At 56.5% G+C, this 18,074-nt stretch carries 12 protein-coding genes and 1 pseudogene; 3 read left to right on the forward strand and 10 right to left on the reverse strand.

The genetic code is table 11. The features are described from left to right. Nucleotides 1-216: 216 nt before the first annotated feature. The 6 genes from BMX55_RS15245 to BMX55_RS15270 are packed head-to-tail and all read right to left on the reverse strand — an operon-like array spanning nucleotide 217 to nucleotide 7,988. Nucleotides 217-717 carry a CinA family protein gene (locus tag BMX55_RS15245; protein WP_091459191.1) on the reverse strand — a complete coding sequence of 167 codons (501 nt, stop codon included), beginning with the start codon at nucleotides 715-717 and terminating at the stop codon, nucleotides 217-219. Beyond that, on the reverse strand, nucleotides 714-1,238 hold the full coding sequence (locus tag BMX55_RS15250; RefSeq protein ID WP_091459194.1) for a phosphatidylglycerophosphatase A family protein: 525 nt from the start codon (nucleotides 1,236-1,238) through the stop codon (nucleotides 714-716). The genes BMX55_RS15245 and BMX55_RS15250 overlap by 4 nt, the downstream gene beginning before the upstream one ends. A 48-nt stretch (nucleotides 1,239-1,286) precedes the next feature. Next, nucleotides 1,287-2,981: a DUF4139 domain-containing protein gene (locus BMX55_RS15255; protein WP_245751514.1), complete on the reverse strand. Its 1,695-nt coding sequence runs from the start codon at nucleotides 2,979-2,981 to the stop codon at nucleotides 1,287-1,289. 34 nt (nucleotides 2,982-3,015) lie between these two features. After that, on the reverse strand, nucleotides 3,016-4,152 hold the full coding sequence (locus BMX55_RS15260) for an ABC transporter permease (RefSeq protein ID WP_091459196.1): 1,137 nt from the start codon (nucleotides 4,150-4,152) through the stop codon (nucleotides 3,016-3,018). Next, on the reverse strand, nucleotides 4,152-6,908 hold the full coding sequence (rbbA, locus tag BMX55_RS15265; protein ID WP_091459197.1) for a ribosome-associated ATPase/putative transporter RbbA: 2,757 nt from the start codon (nucleotides 6,906-6,908) through the stop codon (nucleotides 4,152-4,154). Before rbbA ends, BMX55_RS15260 begins: the two co-directional genes overlap by 1 nt. Nucleotides 6,909-6,911: 3 nt before the next feature. Beyond that, entirely contained in the window at nucleotides 6,912-7,988 is a 1,077-nt protein-coding gene (locus tag BMX55_RS15270) for an HlyD family secretion protein (RefSeq protein ID WP_091459205.1), read from the reverse strand. Between the two features lie 88 nt (nucleotides 7,989-8,076). Between BMX55_RS15270 and BMX55_RS15275 the strand changes: the two genes are divergently transcribed. Genes BMX55_RS15275 through BMX55_RS15285 form a run of 3 tightly spaced genes read left to right on the forward strand, consistent with a single transcriptional unit; the run spans nucleotide 8,077 to nucleotide 12,435 of the window. Further along, on the forward strand, nucleotides 8,077-10,224 hold the full coding sequence (locus BMX55_RS15275) for a peptidase domain-containing ABC transporter (RefSeq protein ID WP_091459198.1): 2,148 nt from the start codon (nucleotides 8,077-8,079) through the stop codon (nucleotides 10,222-10,224). Beyond that, nucleotides 10,197-11,603 carry an HlyD family type I secretion periplasmic adaptor subunit gene (locus BMX55_RS15280; RefSeq protein ID WP_091459199.1) on the forward strand — a complete coding sequence of 469 codons (1,407 nt, stop codon included), beginning with the start codon at nucleotides 10,197-10,199 and terminating at the stop codon, nucleotides 11,601-11,603. Before BMX55_RS15275 ends, BMX55_RS15280 begins: the two co-directional genes overlap by 28 nt. A 28-nt stretch (nucleotides 11,604-11,631) precedes the next feature. After that, nucleotides 11,632-12,435: a hypothetical protein gene (locus BMX55_RS15285; protein WP_091459206.1), complete on the forward strand. Its 804-nt coding sequence runs from the start codon at nucleotides 11,632-11,634 to the stop codon at nucleotides 12,433-12,435. Between the two features lies 1 nt (nucleotide 12,436). Here BMX55_RS15285 and BMX55_RS15290 read toward each other — a convergent pair whose 3' ends face one another. From BMX55_RS15290 to BMX55_RS16505, 4 genes and pseudogenes are all read right to left on the reverse strand, one after another. Further along, nucleotides 12,437-13,108 (reverse strand): class I SAM-dependent methyltransferase, encoded by a 672-nt coding sequence (locus BMX55_RS15290; RefSeq protein ID WP_091459200.1) that lies wholly within the window; start codon nucleotides 13,106-13,108, stop codon nucleotides 12,437-12,439. Nucleotides 13,109-13,123: 15 nt separating this feature from the next. Continuing rightward, nucleotides 13,124-14,515 (reverse strand): methyltransferase domain-containing protein, encoded by a 1,392-nt coding sequence (locus BMX55_RS15295; RefSeq protein WP_091459201.1) that lies wholly within the window; start codon nucleotides 14,513-14,515, stop codon nucleotides 13,124-13,126. Further along, nucleotides 14,512-16,281, reverse strand: coding sequence for an O-linked N-acetylglucosamine transferase, SPINDLY family protein (locus BMX55_RS15300; RefSeq protein WP_091459202.1), 1,770 nt, complete (start codon nucleotides 16,279-16,281; stop codon nucleotides 14,512-14,514). Before BMX55_RS15300 ends, BMX55_RS15295 begins: the two co-directional genes overlap by 4 nt. Nucleotides 16,282-16,380: 99 nt before the next feature. Next, nucleotides 16,381-18,074, reverse strand: a pseudogene (locus BMX55_RS16505) (heme utilization protein); the annotation flags it as partial.

Below are 18,074 nucleotides of genomic sequence, written 5' to 3' on the forward strand. Positions count from 1 at the left end.
AGGCGGTAGATGGTGGGGCGTTCGGCCACCAAAGTGGCAAGCACCTGTTGCTTGGTTTCGTTGTTGGAGCAAATTATCAGGTCAAATCAGCCACATACCTTGCTGATCGAGGATGCACTTGCGGCAGTATTTTTTCAGTAGGTGTTTGGGGATGCAGTGGGTGCGCTCCAACCAGTACAGCCCATGAACCGCTCTGGGAATTGAGGAGGCAGTCCTTCAAGGAGAGGTGGTTTGCACCATAGCCAGAAGTTCGGTTAGGGCGTGGGCCACGGTGGCTGCACGCACGCCAGCCCGGTTGCCCGAAAACTGTTGGCACTGGCTGTGCGTGTGCCCCGCCACACACCAAGCCAACCAGACAGTGCCCACGGGCTTGTCGGCACTGCCGCCGCCGGGGCCTGCCACGCCGGTCACAGCAACGCTGACTTGGGCTCTAGAGTGGGCCAAGGCCCCTTCGGCCATCGCCCGCGCTACTGGCCCACTGACGGCACCGTGGGTGGCAATTAGGTCAGGAGGCACGCCCAACAGCTCGGTTTTGGCGGCATTGGAGTAGCTCACCCAGCCGCGCTCAAACCACAGGCTAGAGCCTGCCAGCTCGGTACAAGTGGCGGCAATCAAACCACCAGTGCAGCTTTCTGCGCTGGCCAGCATCCAGCCACGCGCTTGTAATGCGTCGGCCAACGCCAAGACGGTGTGATCTATAGCAGAAGAATCGCTCATACAAAGAAAAATCGCCACAGGGCAATCACCAACAGTGTACAAAAGGCAGCCACAAAATCATCAAACAAAATGCCCCAGCCTCCACGCCAGCCAAAGCCCTTGAATAACTGATCTGCCCACGCCACCGGGCCGGGTTTGACGGCATCAAAAAAGCGAAACAGCACAAAGGCCGTGAACTGGCCCCAAAAGCCCATCGGCATGGCCAGCCAGAGTACCAGCCAAAAGGCCACCACTTCGTCCCAGACAATGGCACCGGGGTCGGGTACGCGCAAGGCCCGCGCCGTGATGGTGCAGGCCCACCAACCGCCCAGCGTGGCAAAGGCAATCAGCAGGCCCATGCGCAGGGGGTCGAGCCAGTGTTGCAGCAGCAAAAAGGCCAGCCATGCCCACGCTGTGCCCACGGTGCCGGGGGCGGTGCGTGCTAAACCAGCACCGCAGCCCAAAGCAATGAAGTGGGCCGGATGCACCAGCAAGAAACGGGTGGTCAGGGGCACGGGAGGGGCGTCGTACTGCACGGGCATAGGGCAATGGAATGGATCAGGGCACGCGGGGAGAGGGCAGTAAAACGCTCAATGGCGTTCTAGCAGTTCTAGCTCTTTGCTGTAGCGCACGGTGTGTTCGGCGCTAAAGCTGGCACTGGCCCCGGCGGCCAGTGGCTGCTGCCACACGATGGTACCGGGCTGGCCACCCCAAGTGAGACTGCTGGGGGCAGGTTGGTAGTGGGACTCGACCTCGATTTTCTCGTGTTGCGAGATGGGCGCAGCGTGCAGCACCTGCAAGGTGATAGCGGTGCTGTGGCGGCTGTCGATGTGGTAGCTGCGCCGGGTGCGGCGCTCGGTGCGCGAGCCGGTCAGGCCGGTGCTGCCGGTCATGTTTTCTGGCGCAGTAGCGCGCACCCGCACCAATTCATCGCGGCCAAAAGACAGGCTGCTGCCTTGGGCGCTTTGGTCTGCGTTAGCGGCGGCAAAGTCCAGCTGCCCGGTGCCAACAAAAGCCCCATCGCGGTACAAGCCCACCGGGCCAGCAGGCCAGACGCCGGGCGGCGCTTGTAACTGTGCCACCAGATAGGCGGCTTCTTCCTCAGCGGGGGCGATGCGGGTGAGTAACTGCGCATTGGCTTGGTGGCTGCCCAAAGCCAGCGTTACGCGCTGGCCGCTAGAAGGCACGCTGATGCGCTGGGGCACCGCAAATTCAGTGGCAAAGCCTTTGTTAAAGACACTGACATCAAACAAGGGCATATCTTCTTGCAGCACGATGGCGCGGTTTTTGGCGGCTATGTTGTCATGCAGAGCGGGCGCAGGTGCTGGGGCCATCGCCATCATCGGCATGGCAACAGATTGTGGTCTGGGGGGTGGGGCCACATCCAGCGTCCACGGCCTAGGCAAGCGCCCTTGGGTGGCGCGCCCCGGCTGGCCGGTGGACAGCGTGAGTTGCACATTGCTCCAGTCCTCGCCGCTGGCTTGGGCCACCAAGGCCAGCCGTTCTAGTTGCACGGCGGCTTTGGCGGCTTGCAGTGTGGCGCGGTAGCTGGGCTGCCAGCCGGGGCCGCGCACTTGGTAAGACAAGCGCAGCTCGGCCTCTTGCGCTGTGGCTAAATTCACGGTGACAGACATCACCTGCGCCCGCAGACTGGCAACGCGGCCTTGCTCGGTCAGCAGTGGTTTGAGGGCCAATTCGAGCGCTTGCTGGCGGCGCTCCAATTGGTGGCTGCGCTGCAAGGCATTTTGCGACGACAGGCGCAGCGCCTCGGCGGTGGCGGTGACTTGTGCAGCGCTGGTCGGGGCAATACGCGCCTCTACCTTGCCTTCGGCAGGGGCACCGGGGGCGGCTCCGGCCACATTGCCCAGATAGCGCTGCGCCAGTTGCAGCGCCTCCATCTCAGCCCTGACTTGGGCGATTTGGTCTTCGAGCGTGCGGATTTGGCCTTCTAGCGGGCTGGCGCATTCTGGCGTGACATCGCGGTCTTTGGTCTCGACATGGAACTCGCCCACGCGCACAGCCGCATCAGCTTGCACTTGCAGGCTGGCGCTATCGAGCGAGGCGGGCAGGCAGCTAAACGTGAAACTGCGCGCCCCAGAGGCGACGCGGGCCACCCGTTCTACCGTGGCGCTGCCTGGATACACCGTGACTTTGGCAATGCGCGAGGCTGCGCTGGTATCAGCGGCTGGTGCGGCGGTAGTGGCTGCATAGCCACTGTGGCAGGCCGTAGCGGCCAGCAAGGCTACCGCCAGCGGGCGGGGCCAGAAAAAAGCCAATCGGTTCAAGGGAGCCTCCTGAAAATCTGCACGAAACACGTTGTTAGGCCATCTGGCTAATCGTTTGGCGAAAGCGCTGCAGCGCCGCGACAAACAGCACGCTGCCAATGGCGATGATGGCCAGCATTTGCGGCCAGACCACATCCATCCCAGCCCCCCGGTACAGTATCGCCTGCCCAGCGGCCACAAAATGCGTGGTGGGCGCTGCCAGCATGATGTTTTGCACCAACAGCGGCATACTCTCACGCGGTGTGGTGCCCCCCGAAAGCATTTGCAAAGGCAGCAACACCAGTACCAGCAGCATGCCAAACTGTGGCATAGACCGGGCCACAGTGGCTAGAAAAATCCCCATCGACGTGGTAGCAAACAAATGCAGCGCCGCCACCAACAAGAACAGCGCCACCGATCCTTGTATCGGCACCTGCAACGCCCCTTGCACCACCAAGATCAGCGATACCAGCACCGCCCCCAATACCACCAGCCCCATCGACCAGACTTTCGCCAGCATGATCTCGCCGGGGGTCACGGGCATGACCAAGAGGTGCTCAATCGTGCCATGCTCGCGCTCGCGGATCAAAGCCGCCCCCGTGAGGATCACCGACAGCATCGTAACGGCGTTGATGATCTCTGTCAGGGAGCCAAACCAGCTCGGTTCCAGATTGGGGTTAAAGCGCAGGCGCACGTTCAGCTCAGCGGGCAGGGGGCTGCTACCCCGGTGGCGCTGCACAAAATCGGTCACTTCGGTGCTCACCATCTGCTGGATATAGCCGCTGCCGGTAAAGGCTTGGCTCATGCGGGTGGCATCGACATTGAGTTGTATGGCCGGAGAGCGCCCCGCCAGCACATCGCGTTGGAAGTTGGGCGGAATATCCAACACAAAGGTAAATTTGCCGTTGTCCATGCCCTGATCCATTTCGGCCAGCGTAATGAGCCGGGGCGTGAGAAAGTGCGGCGGATAAAAGCTGCTAACAATGCGCGCCGACAGCGGCGAGCTGTCTTCATCGACGATGGCAATGGCCGCCTTGTGCAAGCTCTCCGGCATGGCGGTAGCTGCGACATAAATCGACACTGTGAAGGTGTAGACGATCAAGAACAGCATCATCGGGTCGCGCGCCAAGCTCCACAGCTCCTTAACGCCTAGGCGGTAAATATTGGCAAGGGAGACGGTGTGGACGCGCATCAGGACTCCTGCTTCTTCAGCAGCAAAATGGCCGTGCCCACAATCACCGGTGCGGCCAGCAGCAGCGGCCACAGCGAGGGCCACAGGTGGCTAATATCCAGCGCCTTGCTAAATACCCCCCGGCTGATAGTCAGAAAATGCGTGGCTGGGTAGATATGGCCGATAAAGGCCCCTGTGCCTTCCAGTGATGACACCGGATGAATCAGCCCAGCAAACTGCACGCAGGGGATCAGGGTGCCGATCATGGTGACAAACATCGCTGAAATCTGGCTTTTGGTAAAGGTGGAGGCCAGCAGGCCAAAGCCAGTGGATGAGATGACAAACAGCAGCGCCGTGCCAGTCAATGTGAGCAGGCTGCCTTTGAGTGGCACGTTAAAGACCGTCACCGCCAGCAGCGTCATCAGCGCAAAATTGAACATCGCCAACACGATGTACGGAAACTGTTTGCCCAGCAGAAACTCTGCCCGCGTCACTGGCGTGACGTACAGGTTGAGGATAGAACCCAATTCTTTTTCACGCACCACCGACAGGGCAGCCAGCATGGCCGGAATCAGCATCAGCAGCAGCGGAATCACCGCTGGCACCATCGCCGGTAGGCTGCGCACATCGGGGTTGTAGCGGTAGCGGGTTTCGATCTGGCTCAGAGGCTGGCTAGCTTGTCCTAGCCGGTGTTTGGCTAAGTCGGCCAGCCACGTCAGGTGGATGGCTTGGGCGTAGGCGCGGATGGTCTCGGCGCGTTGCGGCATGGCACCATCTACCCAAGCGGCCACCTGCGCGGTGCGGCCATGTTGCAGATCACGGGTAAAGCCGGGGGGTATTTCAATCGCCAGTGCAATCTCGCCGCTGCGCATGCGCCGGTCAAGCTCGGCGTGGCTGTGCAGAGGCGGTTTTTCAATAAAGTAGCGCGAACCGGACAGGTGCAGCGCATAGTTTTGGCTCAGGCTGGTTTGGTCTTGGTCGAGCACGGCATAGGAGAGGTCTTCCACATCCATATTGATGCCATAGCCAATGATGAACATCAGCAGTGCCGTGCCCAGCAGCGCCAGCGTGGCGCGCACCGGGTCGCGGCGCAGTTCTAGCCATTCACGCCACATATAGCTGATGGCCCGCCCAAAGCTAAACCATGTAGGCCGAGGAGCTGGGGCGCTGTGGGTGTTGTTGGGTAGTGTGGTGGCTGCGCTGGTTGGCTGCGGCGTGGTGGTGGTGTCGGTCTCGCCGCTGGCATCGCGCAGGTAGGCGATAAAGGCAGCCTCTAATGAGGCGGCACCGCGCTCGGCCACAATCTGCGCGGGCGGCGCACTGACCAGCACCTGCCCCGCGTGCATCAGTGAGATGCGGTCGCAGCGCTCGGCCTCGTTCATGAAGTGGGTAGAGATAAAAATCGTCACCCGGTCGCGCCGCGATAGCTCAATCAGCAGCCGCCAGAAGTTGTCGCGGGCCACCGGATCAACGCCCGAAGTCGGCTCGTCCAAAATCAGCAACTCTGGGCTGTGTACCATTGCCACCGCCAAGGATAGGCGCTGGCGCAGGCCTAGCGGCAGTGCATCGGGCAAGCTGGTTTGCACGTCTTGCAGGCCAAAGCGCTCCAGCATGGTCTGTACGCGCTGTGCGACCTCCGATTCCGGCACATGGAACAAACGTGCGTGCAGCACCAAGTTTTGCAGCACTGTTTGCTCGCCATAGAGCGAGAACGCCTGTGACATATAACCGACCCGTCGCCGGGTATCGAGGTCTTTAGGGTCGACCGGCTGGCCGAACAACCACGCTTGGCCTTCGCTGGCGGGCAGCAGGCCAGTCAGCATTTTCATGGTGGTGGATTTGCCGCAGCCGTTGGAACCCAAAAAGCCAAAAATCTCGCCGCGCTGGATACGAAAGTCCACATGATCGACGGCGACAAAATCACCAAAGCGCATGGTCAGGCCTTGGGCTTCGATGGCGATGTCGTGGGCTTCGGGTGCGGTCAGGGGGCTGATCTGCACCGGGGCGTGGCCGTTTTTCTTTTCTGGTGGCAGCAAGGCGATAAAGGCGGCCTCTAGGTTGTTGCTGCTGGTTTGCGCCAGCAGTTGCTGTGGGCTACCAGTAGCCAGCACCTGCCCATCGTCCATCGCTACCAGCCAGTCAAAGCGCTGGGCCTCGTCCATGTAGGCGGTAGCAACGATCACGCTCATCTCTGGCCGCGTGTGGCGGATACCGGCAATCAAATCCCAAAACTGCGCCCGTGCCAGTGGATCGACGCCGGTGGTCGGCTCGTCCAGAATCAACAGATCAGGGTCGTGGATCAGTGCGCAGCACAGGCCCAGTTTTTGTTTCATGCCGCCAGAAAGCTTGCCCGCAGGCCGATCCAGAAACGGGTGCAAGCCTGTGCTGTGCGTCAGGTGGTCAATGCGTTGGCGGCGCTCGGTGGCGTTGTGGCCGAACAGGCGGCCAAAAAATTGCAGGTTTTCTTCTACCGACAGCGTGGGATACAAGTTCTTGCCCAAGCCTTGGGGCATATAGGCAATTTGCGGGCAAACGGCGTTGCGGTGCGCTTTGCTGCGCATATCGCCCCCCAGCACCTGCACTTGACCCTGTTGCAAAGCCCGTGCGCCCGCCAGCAACGACAATAAGCTCGATTTGCCCACGCCATCGGGGCCAATCAGCCCGACCATGCAACGCGCAGGAATGTCCAGTGTGATGCTATGCAGGGCTTGGGTGCTGCCATAGCGCAGGCCCACCCCGGCCAGTTGCACCACGCTGGGAGGGCTGGCAGATGCCATGCCTTACTCCGGCAGCTTGACGGCCAGATGGGCAGGCCATGCCTGCGCTGCATCGGGCTTGAGCCAAGCCACGCCGGGCAGGCCGGTTTTGACCAGCGCTTGGTGCTTTTGCAGCAGTTCAGGCGCTATTTGCGCCTTGACGCGGAACATCAGCTTTTGCCGCTCGTTGGCGGTTTCTACCGTTTTGGGCGTGAATTGCGCTGTGCTGGAGACAAACGACAGTTGTGCCGGAATCACGTACTGGGGCAGGGCATCGAGCACGATACGCACCTTGCTGCCCAGCGCCAGTTGACCTGCCACGGTCTCAGGCACAAAGAAGGTCATGTAGACGTCAGACAGGTCGATCAGGTTGAGCACCTTGCCACCGGCCCCAATCACTTCGCCCGGTTGGGCAATGCGGTATTGCACCCGGCCACTGCGCGGCGCGGTCAGGGTGTGGTCGGCTATCTCGGCTTGCAGCCGGGCCACGGTGGCCTGTGCGGCTGTGACGCTGGCGCGTGCGCCCCGCACTTGAATGCGCGCTGCTGTCACTGCCGCCGTAGCCGCCTGCGCTTGCGCCTGTGTCGCCATGAGCGCCGCTTGCAGGCTGCGCTCGCGGGCACGGTCATCATCTACTTCTTGCGCAGAGGAAGCTCCATCGCGCTCCAGAGCCGCAGAGCGGGCCAAACGCTGGCTGGCGGCTTGCAGTTCACTTTGGCGCTGGATGACCAGCGCTTGCGCGGCGCGCTGCTCGCTATCGCGCACTGCCACTTGGGCTTCGGTGCTGGCAATGGTGGTCACGGCTTGCTGCTCGTGGGCGCGGGCCTCGTCCAGCGAGGCTTGCAGGCTATCGACCTGCATCTGCGCCAGTGCTTGCCCGGCGTGTACCAATTCGCCCTCTTTCACGGCAACGCTTTGCACCCTGCCCCCCAGTTTGGCCGCAATGTCGATCTCTGTGGCCTCGGTGCGGCCATTGCCACTGACCAGCCCTGCCGTGTCCAGCGGGCCTGGATGCCAGTGCGTCCAAGCATAAGCACCTGCGGCCAAGGCGGCAGCGGCCAAAGCCAAGGGAATCAGCCGGTGTGTGCGGGGGGTGGTCAAGGTGTGCCTTTGTCCAATCAGTGCTAAGTTTAAGACCATAGAGCGGCGAAAGCCAACCACCCCCAAGCATTACGCTACATTACCCGCCATGAGCGTTGCCTACAGCCACTCCACCGTCCAGTGCCTGACGGTGGTTGCCCAGCACCACGGTATTCAGGCCCTGCCTGAACGCCTAATCCATGAGTACGCCCTGCCCGCCAGCGAGCCCGATGATGCTCTGCTGCGCCGCATGGCTAGCGACATTGGCCTCAAAGCCAAAACCGTAAAAACCGACTGGGCCAGCCTGCTGCAGTTTCAGGGCGTGTTTCCTATGCTGGCGCGCAAGCACGATGGTCACTCGCTCATCATTGCTGGTATCGAGACCGACCCCGCCGATCAGCAGCGCAAGGTAGCCGTACTCGACCCGCAAGACCCCAGCCGACGCGTGCGGCTGTGGAGCGAAGCCGAATTTGTGCCGCTGTGGTCGGGCGCACTGGTGTTGCTCAAGCGCCAATACGCTTGGCTTGATGCCGACCAGCCCTTTGGCCTGCGCTGGTTTATCCCCGAAATCTTTCGCCAGCGCAAAGCGTTTCGGGATATTGCCATTGCCGCCATCATGCTGCAACTGCTGGGCTTGGGCATGCCCATTTTTTCGCAGTTGGTGATTGACAAGGTGCTGGTACACCAAAGCTACTCTACCCTGACCGTGTTGGCCGTAGCCATTGTGGCCGTGATGCTGTTTGAGGCCATCTTTAGCTTTGCGCGCCAATACCTGCTGCTGCATGCCACCAACGTGATGGACGTGCGCTTGTCCAAACGCACTTTTAGCCATTTGCTATCGCTGCCCATTGATTATTTTGAGAGCCACACGGCTGGGGTCATTGCACGCCACATGCAGCAGGTGCAAGCCATTCGCAACTTTTTGACTGGGCAATTGTTCTTCACGGCGCTGGACTCTGTCGGCCTGATTTTGTTCATTCCGTTGCTGGCGTCCTACAGCACCAAGCTGGCGCTGGTGGTGTTTGGCTTTTCTGCCATGATGGCCTTGGTGGTGCTGGCGCTGATTAAACCCTTCAATAAGCGGCTGCAAGCCCTGTACACCGCCGAAGGCACGCGCCAGTCCATGTTGATTGAAACCATCCACGGGATGCGCACCGTCAAATCGCTGGCTATTGAGCCTAAACAGCGCAAGGTTTGGGAGCAGCGCACCGCCACCACCATCCAAATGCACTTTGGCGTGGGGCGCATGTCGCTCACTGCCGCCACCATCACCCAACTGCTCGAAAAGCTGATGATGGTCAGCATCATCACCATTGGGGCGATGGATGTGTTTAGTCTAGAGTTGACCGTGGGCGGCTTGATTGCCTTCCAAATGCTCTCCAACCGCGTCGTTGGGCCATTGGTACAGATTGTCGGCTTAGTCCACCAGTACCAAGAAACGGCCTTGTCGGTCAAAATGCTGGGCGAAGTGATGAACCGCGCCCCCGAGCGCAAATCCTCCGGTGGCCTGCGCCCAACCCTCAAGGGACAGATTGGCCTCGATGGCGTCACCTTCCGTTACCCCGGCGCAGCCATGACCGCGCTAGACCGCATCCAAATGAACATTGCCCCCGGCACCGTGGTCGGCGTGGTGGGGCGCAGCGGTTCGGGCAAAAGCACCTTTACCCGCTTGATTCAAGGGCTGTACCCGGTGCAAGAAGGCGTGATCCGCTTTGATGGCATTGACATCCGCGAGATCGATCTGGCCCACCTACGCCGCAGCATTGGCGTGGTGTTGCAAGACAACTTCATGTTTCGGGGCACTGTGCGCGAAAACATCGCGATGGCCCGGCCCGATGCCAGCTTTGAGCTGATTGTGGCCGCTGCCCAAGCTGCGGGGGCCGATGAGTTTATTGAGCGCTTGCCCCAAGGCTACGACACCCTGTTAGAAGAAAATGCCTCTAACCTCTCCGGCGGCCAACGCCAGCGCTTGGCTATTGCCCGTGCCCTGCTGCCTGCACCACGCATTTTGATTTTGGATGAAGCCTCCAGCGCCCTCGACCCCGAAAGCGAGGCCATTTTCATCCGCAATTTGGGCCGTATTGCAGCGGGCCGCACCGTCATCATCGTCAGTCACCGGCTATCCACCTTGGTGCATTCTGACCAAATTTTTGTTTTTGAGCGTGGCTGCTTGGCCGATGCGGGCCGCCACAATGAACTGCTGGGCCGTTGCGAACCCTATACACAGCTATGGAACCAACAAACCAGCCACATGTAAACCCCGCCAGCCCGCCTACCGGGGCAGGCAACAACGCTCCATCGCCCGCCGTGCAGGACTGGACGGTGGCTTTTCTGCCCGATGCAGAAGCCTTAGAAAAAACACCGCCCCCCGGCGGCATGTCGGCCACCATCTACATTTTGCTGGGCTTGATCGTCACGGCCATTGTTTGGGCCAGTGTGTTTGAAGTCGATCAAATCGTTACGGCACGGGGCAAGCTGGTCACGGCACAACCCAATACAGTACTGCAACCGCTAGAAACCGCACAGATTGCCGCCTTGCATGTGCAACCGGGCCAGATCGTGAAAAAAGGGCAGGTGTTGGCCGTGCTCGACCCTACCTTTATCAACGCTGATTTGGCCCAGTCCCAAGACCGCTTTAAGAGCCTAGAGGCCCAAGTGCAACGCATGGAGCGCGAACAGGCTGGACTCAAAAACAACCCGTCTACGGCATCCCCAGCCAGCCAAAACCCAGATGAGCTGCTGCAATGGCGCTTGCAAAATGAACGCTTGGCTAGCTACCGTGCCCGGTTGTCACGTTTGGATGAAAGCATTGACCGTGCTAAGGCCGCCATCATGACCAACAGCCATGACGTGCAGAGCTTGACGGCCCGGGTGCAATCGCTGCACGACATCGAGGCTATGAACGAAAAGCTGACCGCGCAACAATTCCAGTCCAATATGAAACTGTTGGAAAGCCGTGAACGACGCCAAGAGGTCGAGCGTGAACTCATCAGCGCCCGCAACCGTAGCCTAGAACTGAAAAAAGAACTGGCTGGTGCCGAGGCTGAAAAAGATGCCTTCATGCGTGAATGGCAGCAAAAAGCCACCGAAGAACTGGTGACGGTGCGCCGCGAGCGTGATGCCATCGCTGAGCAACTGAAAAAGGTAGAACGGCGCAGCCGCATGATTGAGCTGATCGCCCCCCACGATGCTGTGGTGCAAGAAGTGGCTGCCCGCTCCACTGGCTCGGTGATTCGGGAGGCCGAACCGCTTATCACCCTCGTGCCCTTGGGTGAGACCCTGCAAGCAGAAATGCAGATTGCCGCGCAAGATGTAGGCTACGTCAAACTGCACGACCCCGTGCGGCTGAAAATTGATGCCTTTCCGTTCCAGAAACATGGCCTGATTAAGGGTGAATTGGAGCGGTTGGGGCAGGATGCTTTTACCAAAGACAGTCTGAGTGGTCAGGCCAATGCACCTTACTATTTGGGCCGGGCCGTATTGCAACAGAACGAGTTGCGCAACCTGCCGCGCAATGCGCCTTTGATTCCTGGGATGTCCCTCAGTGCAGAAATTGTGGTGGGCAAGCGCACGGTGATGTCTTATGTGATGTACCCGGTGATGCGAGGGCTGGATGAGGCCATGCGGGAACCCTAAAATACATTTTACCCAGTTGCCTATGTCAATGAAACCTGAAATTCATCTTCATCATATTGCATATTCTCCTGAAACCTTGCAGCAGGCCCCTGCGGGGTTTCCTGTATTGAATAATTTGAAGAATGAACGTCCCGACTGGTTTGAATATTGGCCGATTCGTCATTTTTTGCTCAATCATCTGCTGGATGACAATGCCTTTTACGGGTTCTTTTCTCCAAAATTTTCTCAGAAAACAGGGCTAAGTTATACGGATGTCGTCAATTTTGTGAGTGACAACAGTGATGTTGCCGACGTTTTTCTTTTTTCACCCCAGCCAGATATTGGTGCTTTTTTTATCAATGTGTTTGAAGGTGGTGAAATATTTAATCCCGGGAAAATTGATGCCTGTGAGGAGTTTTTAGCTACTATAGGAATACACGTCAATCTCAGAGCCATTGTTATGGATTCTAGAGAGATTGTTTTTTCCAACTATTTTGTTGCTAAGGCCGATTTTTGGCGGCAATGGTTACTCATTAATGAGCAGCTTTTTTCTATCTGTGAGGGTGCGGACAGCTCACTGAAAGCCAAGCTCACACAAGCCACCAACTATCCCAATGCACAACGTAAAATATTCATCATGGAGGGAATCGCTTCATTGATATTGACTATGCAGAAAAAATGGCGAACCAAGACCAAAGACCCATTTGGGTTTGCATGGTCTGCCACTAAGTTGAGCCAATTTCGGCAAGAGGCCATCATCAGTGACGCACTTAAGATGGCTTTTAAAGAACAAGGTTTTTCAGAATATATAGATGCCTATTCTCATATTCGGAACACCGTTTTTAATTCCTGATTTAAGCCGGAACTACTTTAAAAATGTACTGAATGGGCATAGCATCGTGCTTGGCTGTATTCACATCGAGCCCACAAATTTTTGCAAAATCTTCTAATCCCTTGAGGGCAAAAGCCTGAAGAGGAATTTCATTCGGAATACGATCAAATAAATTTTCTATTTTCCAGCCGGTAGAGGTGAACATATCTACCATAGTGGTGCGGGTTAACCAGCGCAAGTGTGTTTTATCCATCAAGCCACTGTCTTCATAGTGGAATTTTCCAGAAAGTAAACGCCATTGCACACTCCAATGCTGTGCATTTGGAATGCAGGCCAATAAGCAACCATCTTGATCGATACTGGTTCTGATATTTTTTAACAGAGACCACGGATCCCGCAAATGCTCCAAGCAGTCGCCAAAGATCCAACAATCACTGGGAAATAGTTGGCTAAATTTTTCTGAATTGATCGACTCTATATCTCCTGAAAAGGCTTGTGTACAGAATTGCTCTGCTACTTTGGCATAATCTGGATCAATATCTATACCGACATAATTTGCAGTAGGATTGCGGGGAAGATACTCTCTGGCCATTTGCCCATGCATACAGCCTACTTCGACAATCCTGCGTGCAGTAACAGGTATGAGGTTCAATAAATCATAATTGACCGTATCATGTGCAGGGGTTTGCTTCATTGCAATGCCTAATAATTATGCAGGAACTAATTTAAACATGTATTGAAACGGCAAAGCATCTGCCACAGCCATCTCAGGATCTAAGCCACAGGCAGTGGCAAAAGCACGTATGCCTTGTAGAGCTGGTTCTTGCCCAGAGAAAGGCCCTAACGTTCTGGTCAGACCAGCCGCGACTGCCCAACCCGTTGTCTGAAACATCGCTAACATGGTCTCTCTGGTGAACCAGCGCAGATGGGTTCTATCCAGCAGGCCGCTATCTTCATAATAAAACTGCCCTGATAGCAAACGCATTTGCACGCCCCAATGTTGGGCATTAGGGATACATACCAGCACACAGCCGTCAGAATCGATACAACTTCTGATTTTTTTCAAGATGGCCCAGGGATCACGTAAGTGTTCTAGGCAATCCCCAAAAATCCAACAATCTGAGGGGAATAGTTGATCCCAATCTGAGGGGTTTAATTTTTCAATGTCTGCTGCGAAGGCATTATCACAATGCTGCTTTGCTACTTCAGCATAGTCTTTATCTATATCAATACCAGTGTAATGAACGGTAGGATTGATATTTTTATAAACAAGGGCCATTTGACCATGCATGCAACCAACATCGACTATGCGACGTGTTCCCGCAGGAATCATAGCCATTAACTCGTTGTTAATGAGGTTGTGGGCGGGTGTTTGTTTCATATCTTGTATTAAAGAAATTTTTTGGCCGACATGGTCAGATTCTGGCAGAGTGGTGTCCCATTTGTTACAAAAGGCTTGGTACGCATTGAGCCAACTGACGCCATATCCTCCAGTGCTTTGGTGGGTGATGGCAAGCGGCCAGGTTCCAATTTTTAATCCTTGCTGTTGTGCAGTGATACAAAAATCCACATCATAAAAGTGGAAATCAAAAATTTCGTCAAACTGGACTTGTGTTCTTTTGAGGCTTGGCTTGCTGACTGCTATCAGCACCCCATCTAATAAATCACACTCGGCGGGAGATGGGCCAAAATAACCTACCTTGCCAAAAGGTATATCTCCGTGGGCGACAGCCCCACTCAGATTTTCTTGGATGTCCCAAGTGCCGGAAGTATTTATAAAGGCCCAAGATGGTTGTAGATGTTTTCTGTTTTTGTTGCCAACTACACCAAAAACATCGTACGATTTGACTGCATCGAGAATGCGGTCTGCAAGAAAAAAATCGTCGATCCACACATCGTCATGGATGAAAACGATAATTTCTATGTCGTTTTCTGCATGAATGCGTTGATTAAATATTTCTGGTAAGCCTTTCTTGTTCTCAAAGGCAATCCAATGTTTTAGCCGTTGATCGAAAAGTAACCGGCTTAAAGATAGTCCAAGTGCCGAGTTTTTCCAGAATTCTTCTTCTGACCACCGGGTAGCACTTACAATTTCTATCATGACTGAACCTTAGAAAGAAAAGCTTGCTCTATGTCTTTGACTAGCTGTGGTATATCAAACAAATCACTTTGCTGGCGGAACTCGTTAAGATAACGCCGATAGCTTGCCAGTCTGCGTGGGTTTGTGCCCAGTTGTACCGCTTTTTCTTCGTAATCGGCTAGACTATAAGTGATTAAATCTGGTAGCCCTACTGCCGTTAAAAGGCTGCCACACATGCGTGAAATATAAGAGCGCCCAGCATAAGTTAAAATGGGTGTTCCCATCCACAAAATATCATTGGCTGTAGTGCCAGCGTTGTACGGGAAAGTATCCAGAAATAAGTCTGGCAATTGTAGTCGGGCCATATACTCTTGTGGCATTGCCCGCCCTGAAAAAATGATTCTTGCTGTATCGAGTCCGTGGATGCGGGCTTGTTCTTTGATGTTTTTCTCGACCCATTGGTTGTCGGCGAGAAGCCATAAAACGCTATGGGGTACCCGCTGTAAGATGCGCATCCAAACGGCCACCTGCTCTTGCGTAAATTTATAGTTATTGTTGAATGATGCAAAGACCAGCTTGTCTTCAGGCAGGCCACAATCGGCCCGGCTCAGTGCTGGCCCGACGCTGCGTTGGCGGTCACTGACTTGGTAGCAGCGTGGCACCCGCAATGGCTTTTCGGTCATGAAAGGCTCAAGTTCTGGCGGGAACACGAATGGGTCGGCAAGGATGTAATCAATGGCCGGCATACCGCAGGTGGCTGGCAATCCTAGGTAGCTGATTTGTATGGGCGCTGGACGTTGGGCCAGAATGTTGGGGCGCGCGCCCGAAGTGAGGCCCTGTAAATCGACCAAGATGTCGATGCCACAGCTGGCAATTAATTCTGCGGCACGGGTATCGTCTAGATGACCAATGCGAATATGGTGGTCGAAAGCGTGAATGATGCGCGTCCGCAATGGTGAGCCGTCCTCGCGAGACCAGCAAAATCCGAACACCTCAAACTGCTGGCGATCATGCAGTTCAAACAGTTCTACCGTCAGCAAGCCTACGGCATGCATACACAAATCGCCCGACAAGTAGCCAATGCGGATGCGCTCGCCGGGGGCCCGTTGCCGTACCGGACGACGTGGTGCCGCTGGTTGTACTTTGGCATGGACAAACTCTCTGGAGGTCAGCAGTTGCAGTGCAGGATCATCATGCAGTGCCAAACAGGCCAACGAGGAGGTTGAGAGCAGTTGCTGGTTGAGTGTGAGGAGCTCTAGGCGTTGGTATACCGGCCAAGCACATTGCTTTTGCCGAATGTGGATGTAATGTTGCAGCGGTGCCGATTGTTCTGGGTCGACTTGTAAACTGCGCAGCAAGTAGGCTTCCGCTTCATTTAAGCGGCGCTGCGATTCCAGCACCCGCCCTAGGTTGTTCAACGCATGTAGCTGTAGCGCTTTGTCGGGGTTGTCAGTTTGCTCTAGCGCGTCTAGCACCATACGCCACTGCACTATCGCGTCATCTACGGCCCCTTGGGTTTCCAGTTGGTGCCCTAAATTGAGACGGGCGTGGAAAAATTGGGGGTTCAGTTGCAGTGCTTCTTGGTACGCAGCCTGAGATTCTGCGGCACGTCCAACTCCTGCCAGTAGCACGCCTACGTTAAACCAAGCTACCAGCCGTAAGGGGTTGTGATGGTGTGCAGTGAGCCAGTGCTGGTACAGGGCAATGGCCTGATCCACCAAGCCTTGCTGTTGTAAGGCGTCGGCCTGTGCCATCAGATCGTTGAGAGAGAGTGAAGATACAGGCATAGGGAGTAAGAATAACAAAAAAAACGGGCTGTCCCGATGAAGGCACAGCCCGTGGTCAACCAGCCAATAGGTGTGGCTGGTCGCTGATCAATGGTCGGCCTATTTGACCTTGACCGTGTCTATCGATGCCAATGACACCGATGGCAACGACAGAGTCTGTGCCCCAGAACCGGTCAGCAGTCCGACCAGATTGGTGCTGGCCTCTGTGCCAGAAGCACCACCAGTAGAGCCGCGATAGTAGTCAGACAGTGGCGTTAGCAGCGAAGAGGTAGTAGGCGCTGTGTTGGTAACACTGGCCCCAGCCAAGGTGGATGCTGGCGTGTTGCCTTGCTCAAACAAGCCTTCTGCCGCTGCGGTTGCTACTGCACCACCGCTTTCGAGATAGCTGCCCAAGGATTCGGTCAGGTCACTGACCGCACTGCGCAGTGGATCTGTGGCGATATCGCCTTGGCGGAACCAGACATCGACCAAGTCGCGCTGGGTGCCAGCGGTGGTTTCGTACGATGAGACCAAGCCCAACAGGTTGCCGTTGTCTGTGGCCGTGGATACGGTGGCATCCAAATGCAGTGCTGCGACACCAGCTTCGCTTAGGCTGACCAGTTCACCGGCACCTGTCAGGCCGTTGCCATCTACATCTTTCCAGACAGCCAACTCGGAGAAGGCGGTATCGGCGGAGGTGATGCTGCCATCACCGTTGCTATCGAGGGTGCGCAGGGCTGCAAAACCATCGACAGCCGTTACACCCGGACTGAGTTCAGTGGCAGTGCCAAACAGCTCGCGCCCATTGTTGATGACGCCATCGCCATTGAGGTCGCGTACCAACAGACCATCACCCGACGATACCCAACCTGTTTGACGCAACAGACCATCTGCACCCAAAGCAAACTGTACTCCTTCTGCGACAGAGACAGTACGCACGCCATCGCCATTCAAATCCAAAACGATGGGTGAGGCCAAGGGTGTTGACAAGGCCTGAGTCTGCAATGCAGACATGCCAGCAGTACTGATGGCTGCCGCTTGGGCCATGCTGAAGGCTGCAATGGCAGCGGTGGTCAGACTGCTGACTTGGGCCGTATCCAAATTGTGGATCTGTGCGGTGGTCAGGCCTGGAACTTGGGCTGGCGTGAGTGCCTTGATCGCGGAAGTATTGAGTCCTTGAACGAAACCGGTCGTGAGCTTGCTGATTTCAGCCGTATCCAGCGTTGCAAATTGGCCGGTGCTCAAGCCTGCGGCATGTGTTCCATCGAGTGCAACCAGTTGTGCCGTGCTCAGGGCCGCGAAATCTTGGGTGTCCAACGCCCGGATTTGCGCACTGCTCAGCGTTTTGAGCTGGGCTGTGGTCAAAGCATTGGTTTGGGCACTGGTCAGACCAGCTATCTGTGCAGTACTCAGGCTTTCGATTTGTGTGGTTGAGAGAGCCTTGATTTGTACTGAACTCAGTTGCGCCAAGTCGCGTGTCTCTAGCGCCCGGATTTGGGCGGAGCTGGTCCATGCAGCCAGTTGGGCGGTGCTCAGTCCAGCAATTTGCTCTGTGCTCAGCGCTGCAATAGCCGCGGTGCTCAGGTTTTGCACCAAGCCGGTGCTGAGTTTGCCGATCTCTGAGCTGTCCAGTGTGGCCAGTTGGGCGGTGGTCAGGCCCACGCCTTGAGCGGCGGTTAGGGCGGCCAATTGGGCGCTGCTGAGCACGGCAAAGTCGCGGCTTTCGAGCACTTGCAGGCTGCGGCTGCTGAGGGCTTGGATCTGTGCGGTGGTCAGGGCTTTGGTTTGGTCGGTGCCCAGCGCCACGATCTGTG

This window comes from Giesbergeria anulus (assembly GCF_900111115.1).
In the GTDB taxonomy this organism is placed as follows: Bacteria; Pseudomonadota; Gammaproteobacteria; order Burkholderiales; family Burkholderiaceae_C; genus Simplicispira; species Simplicispira anulus.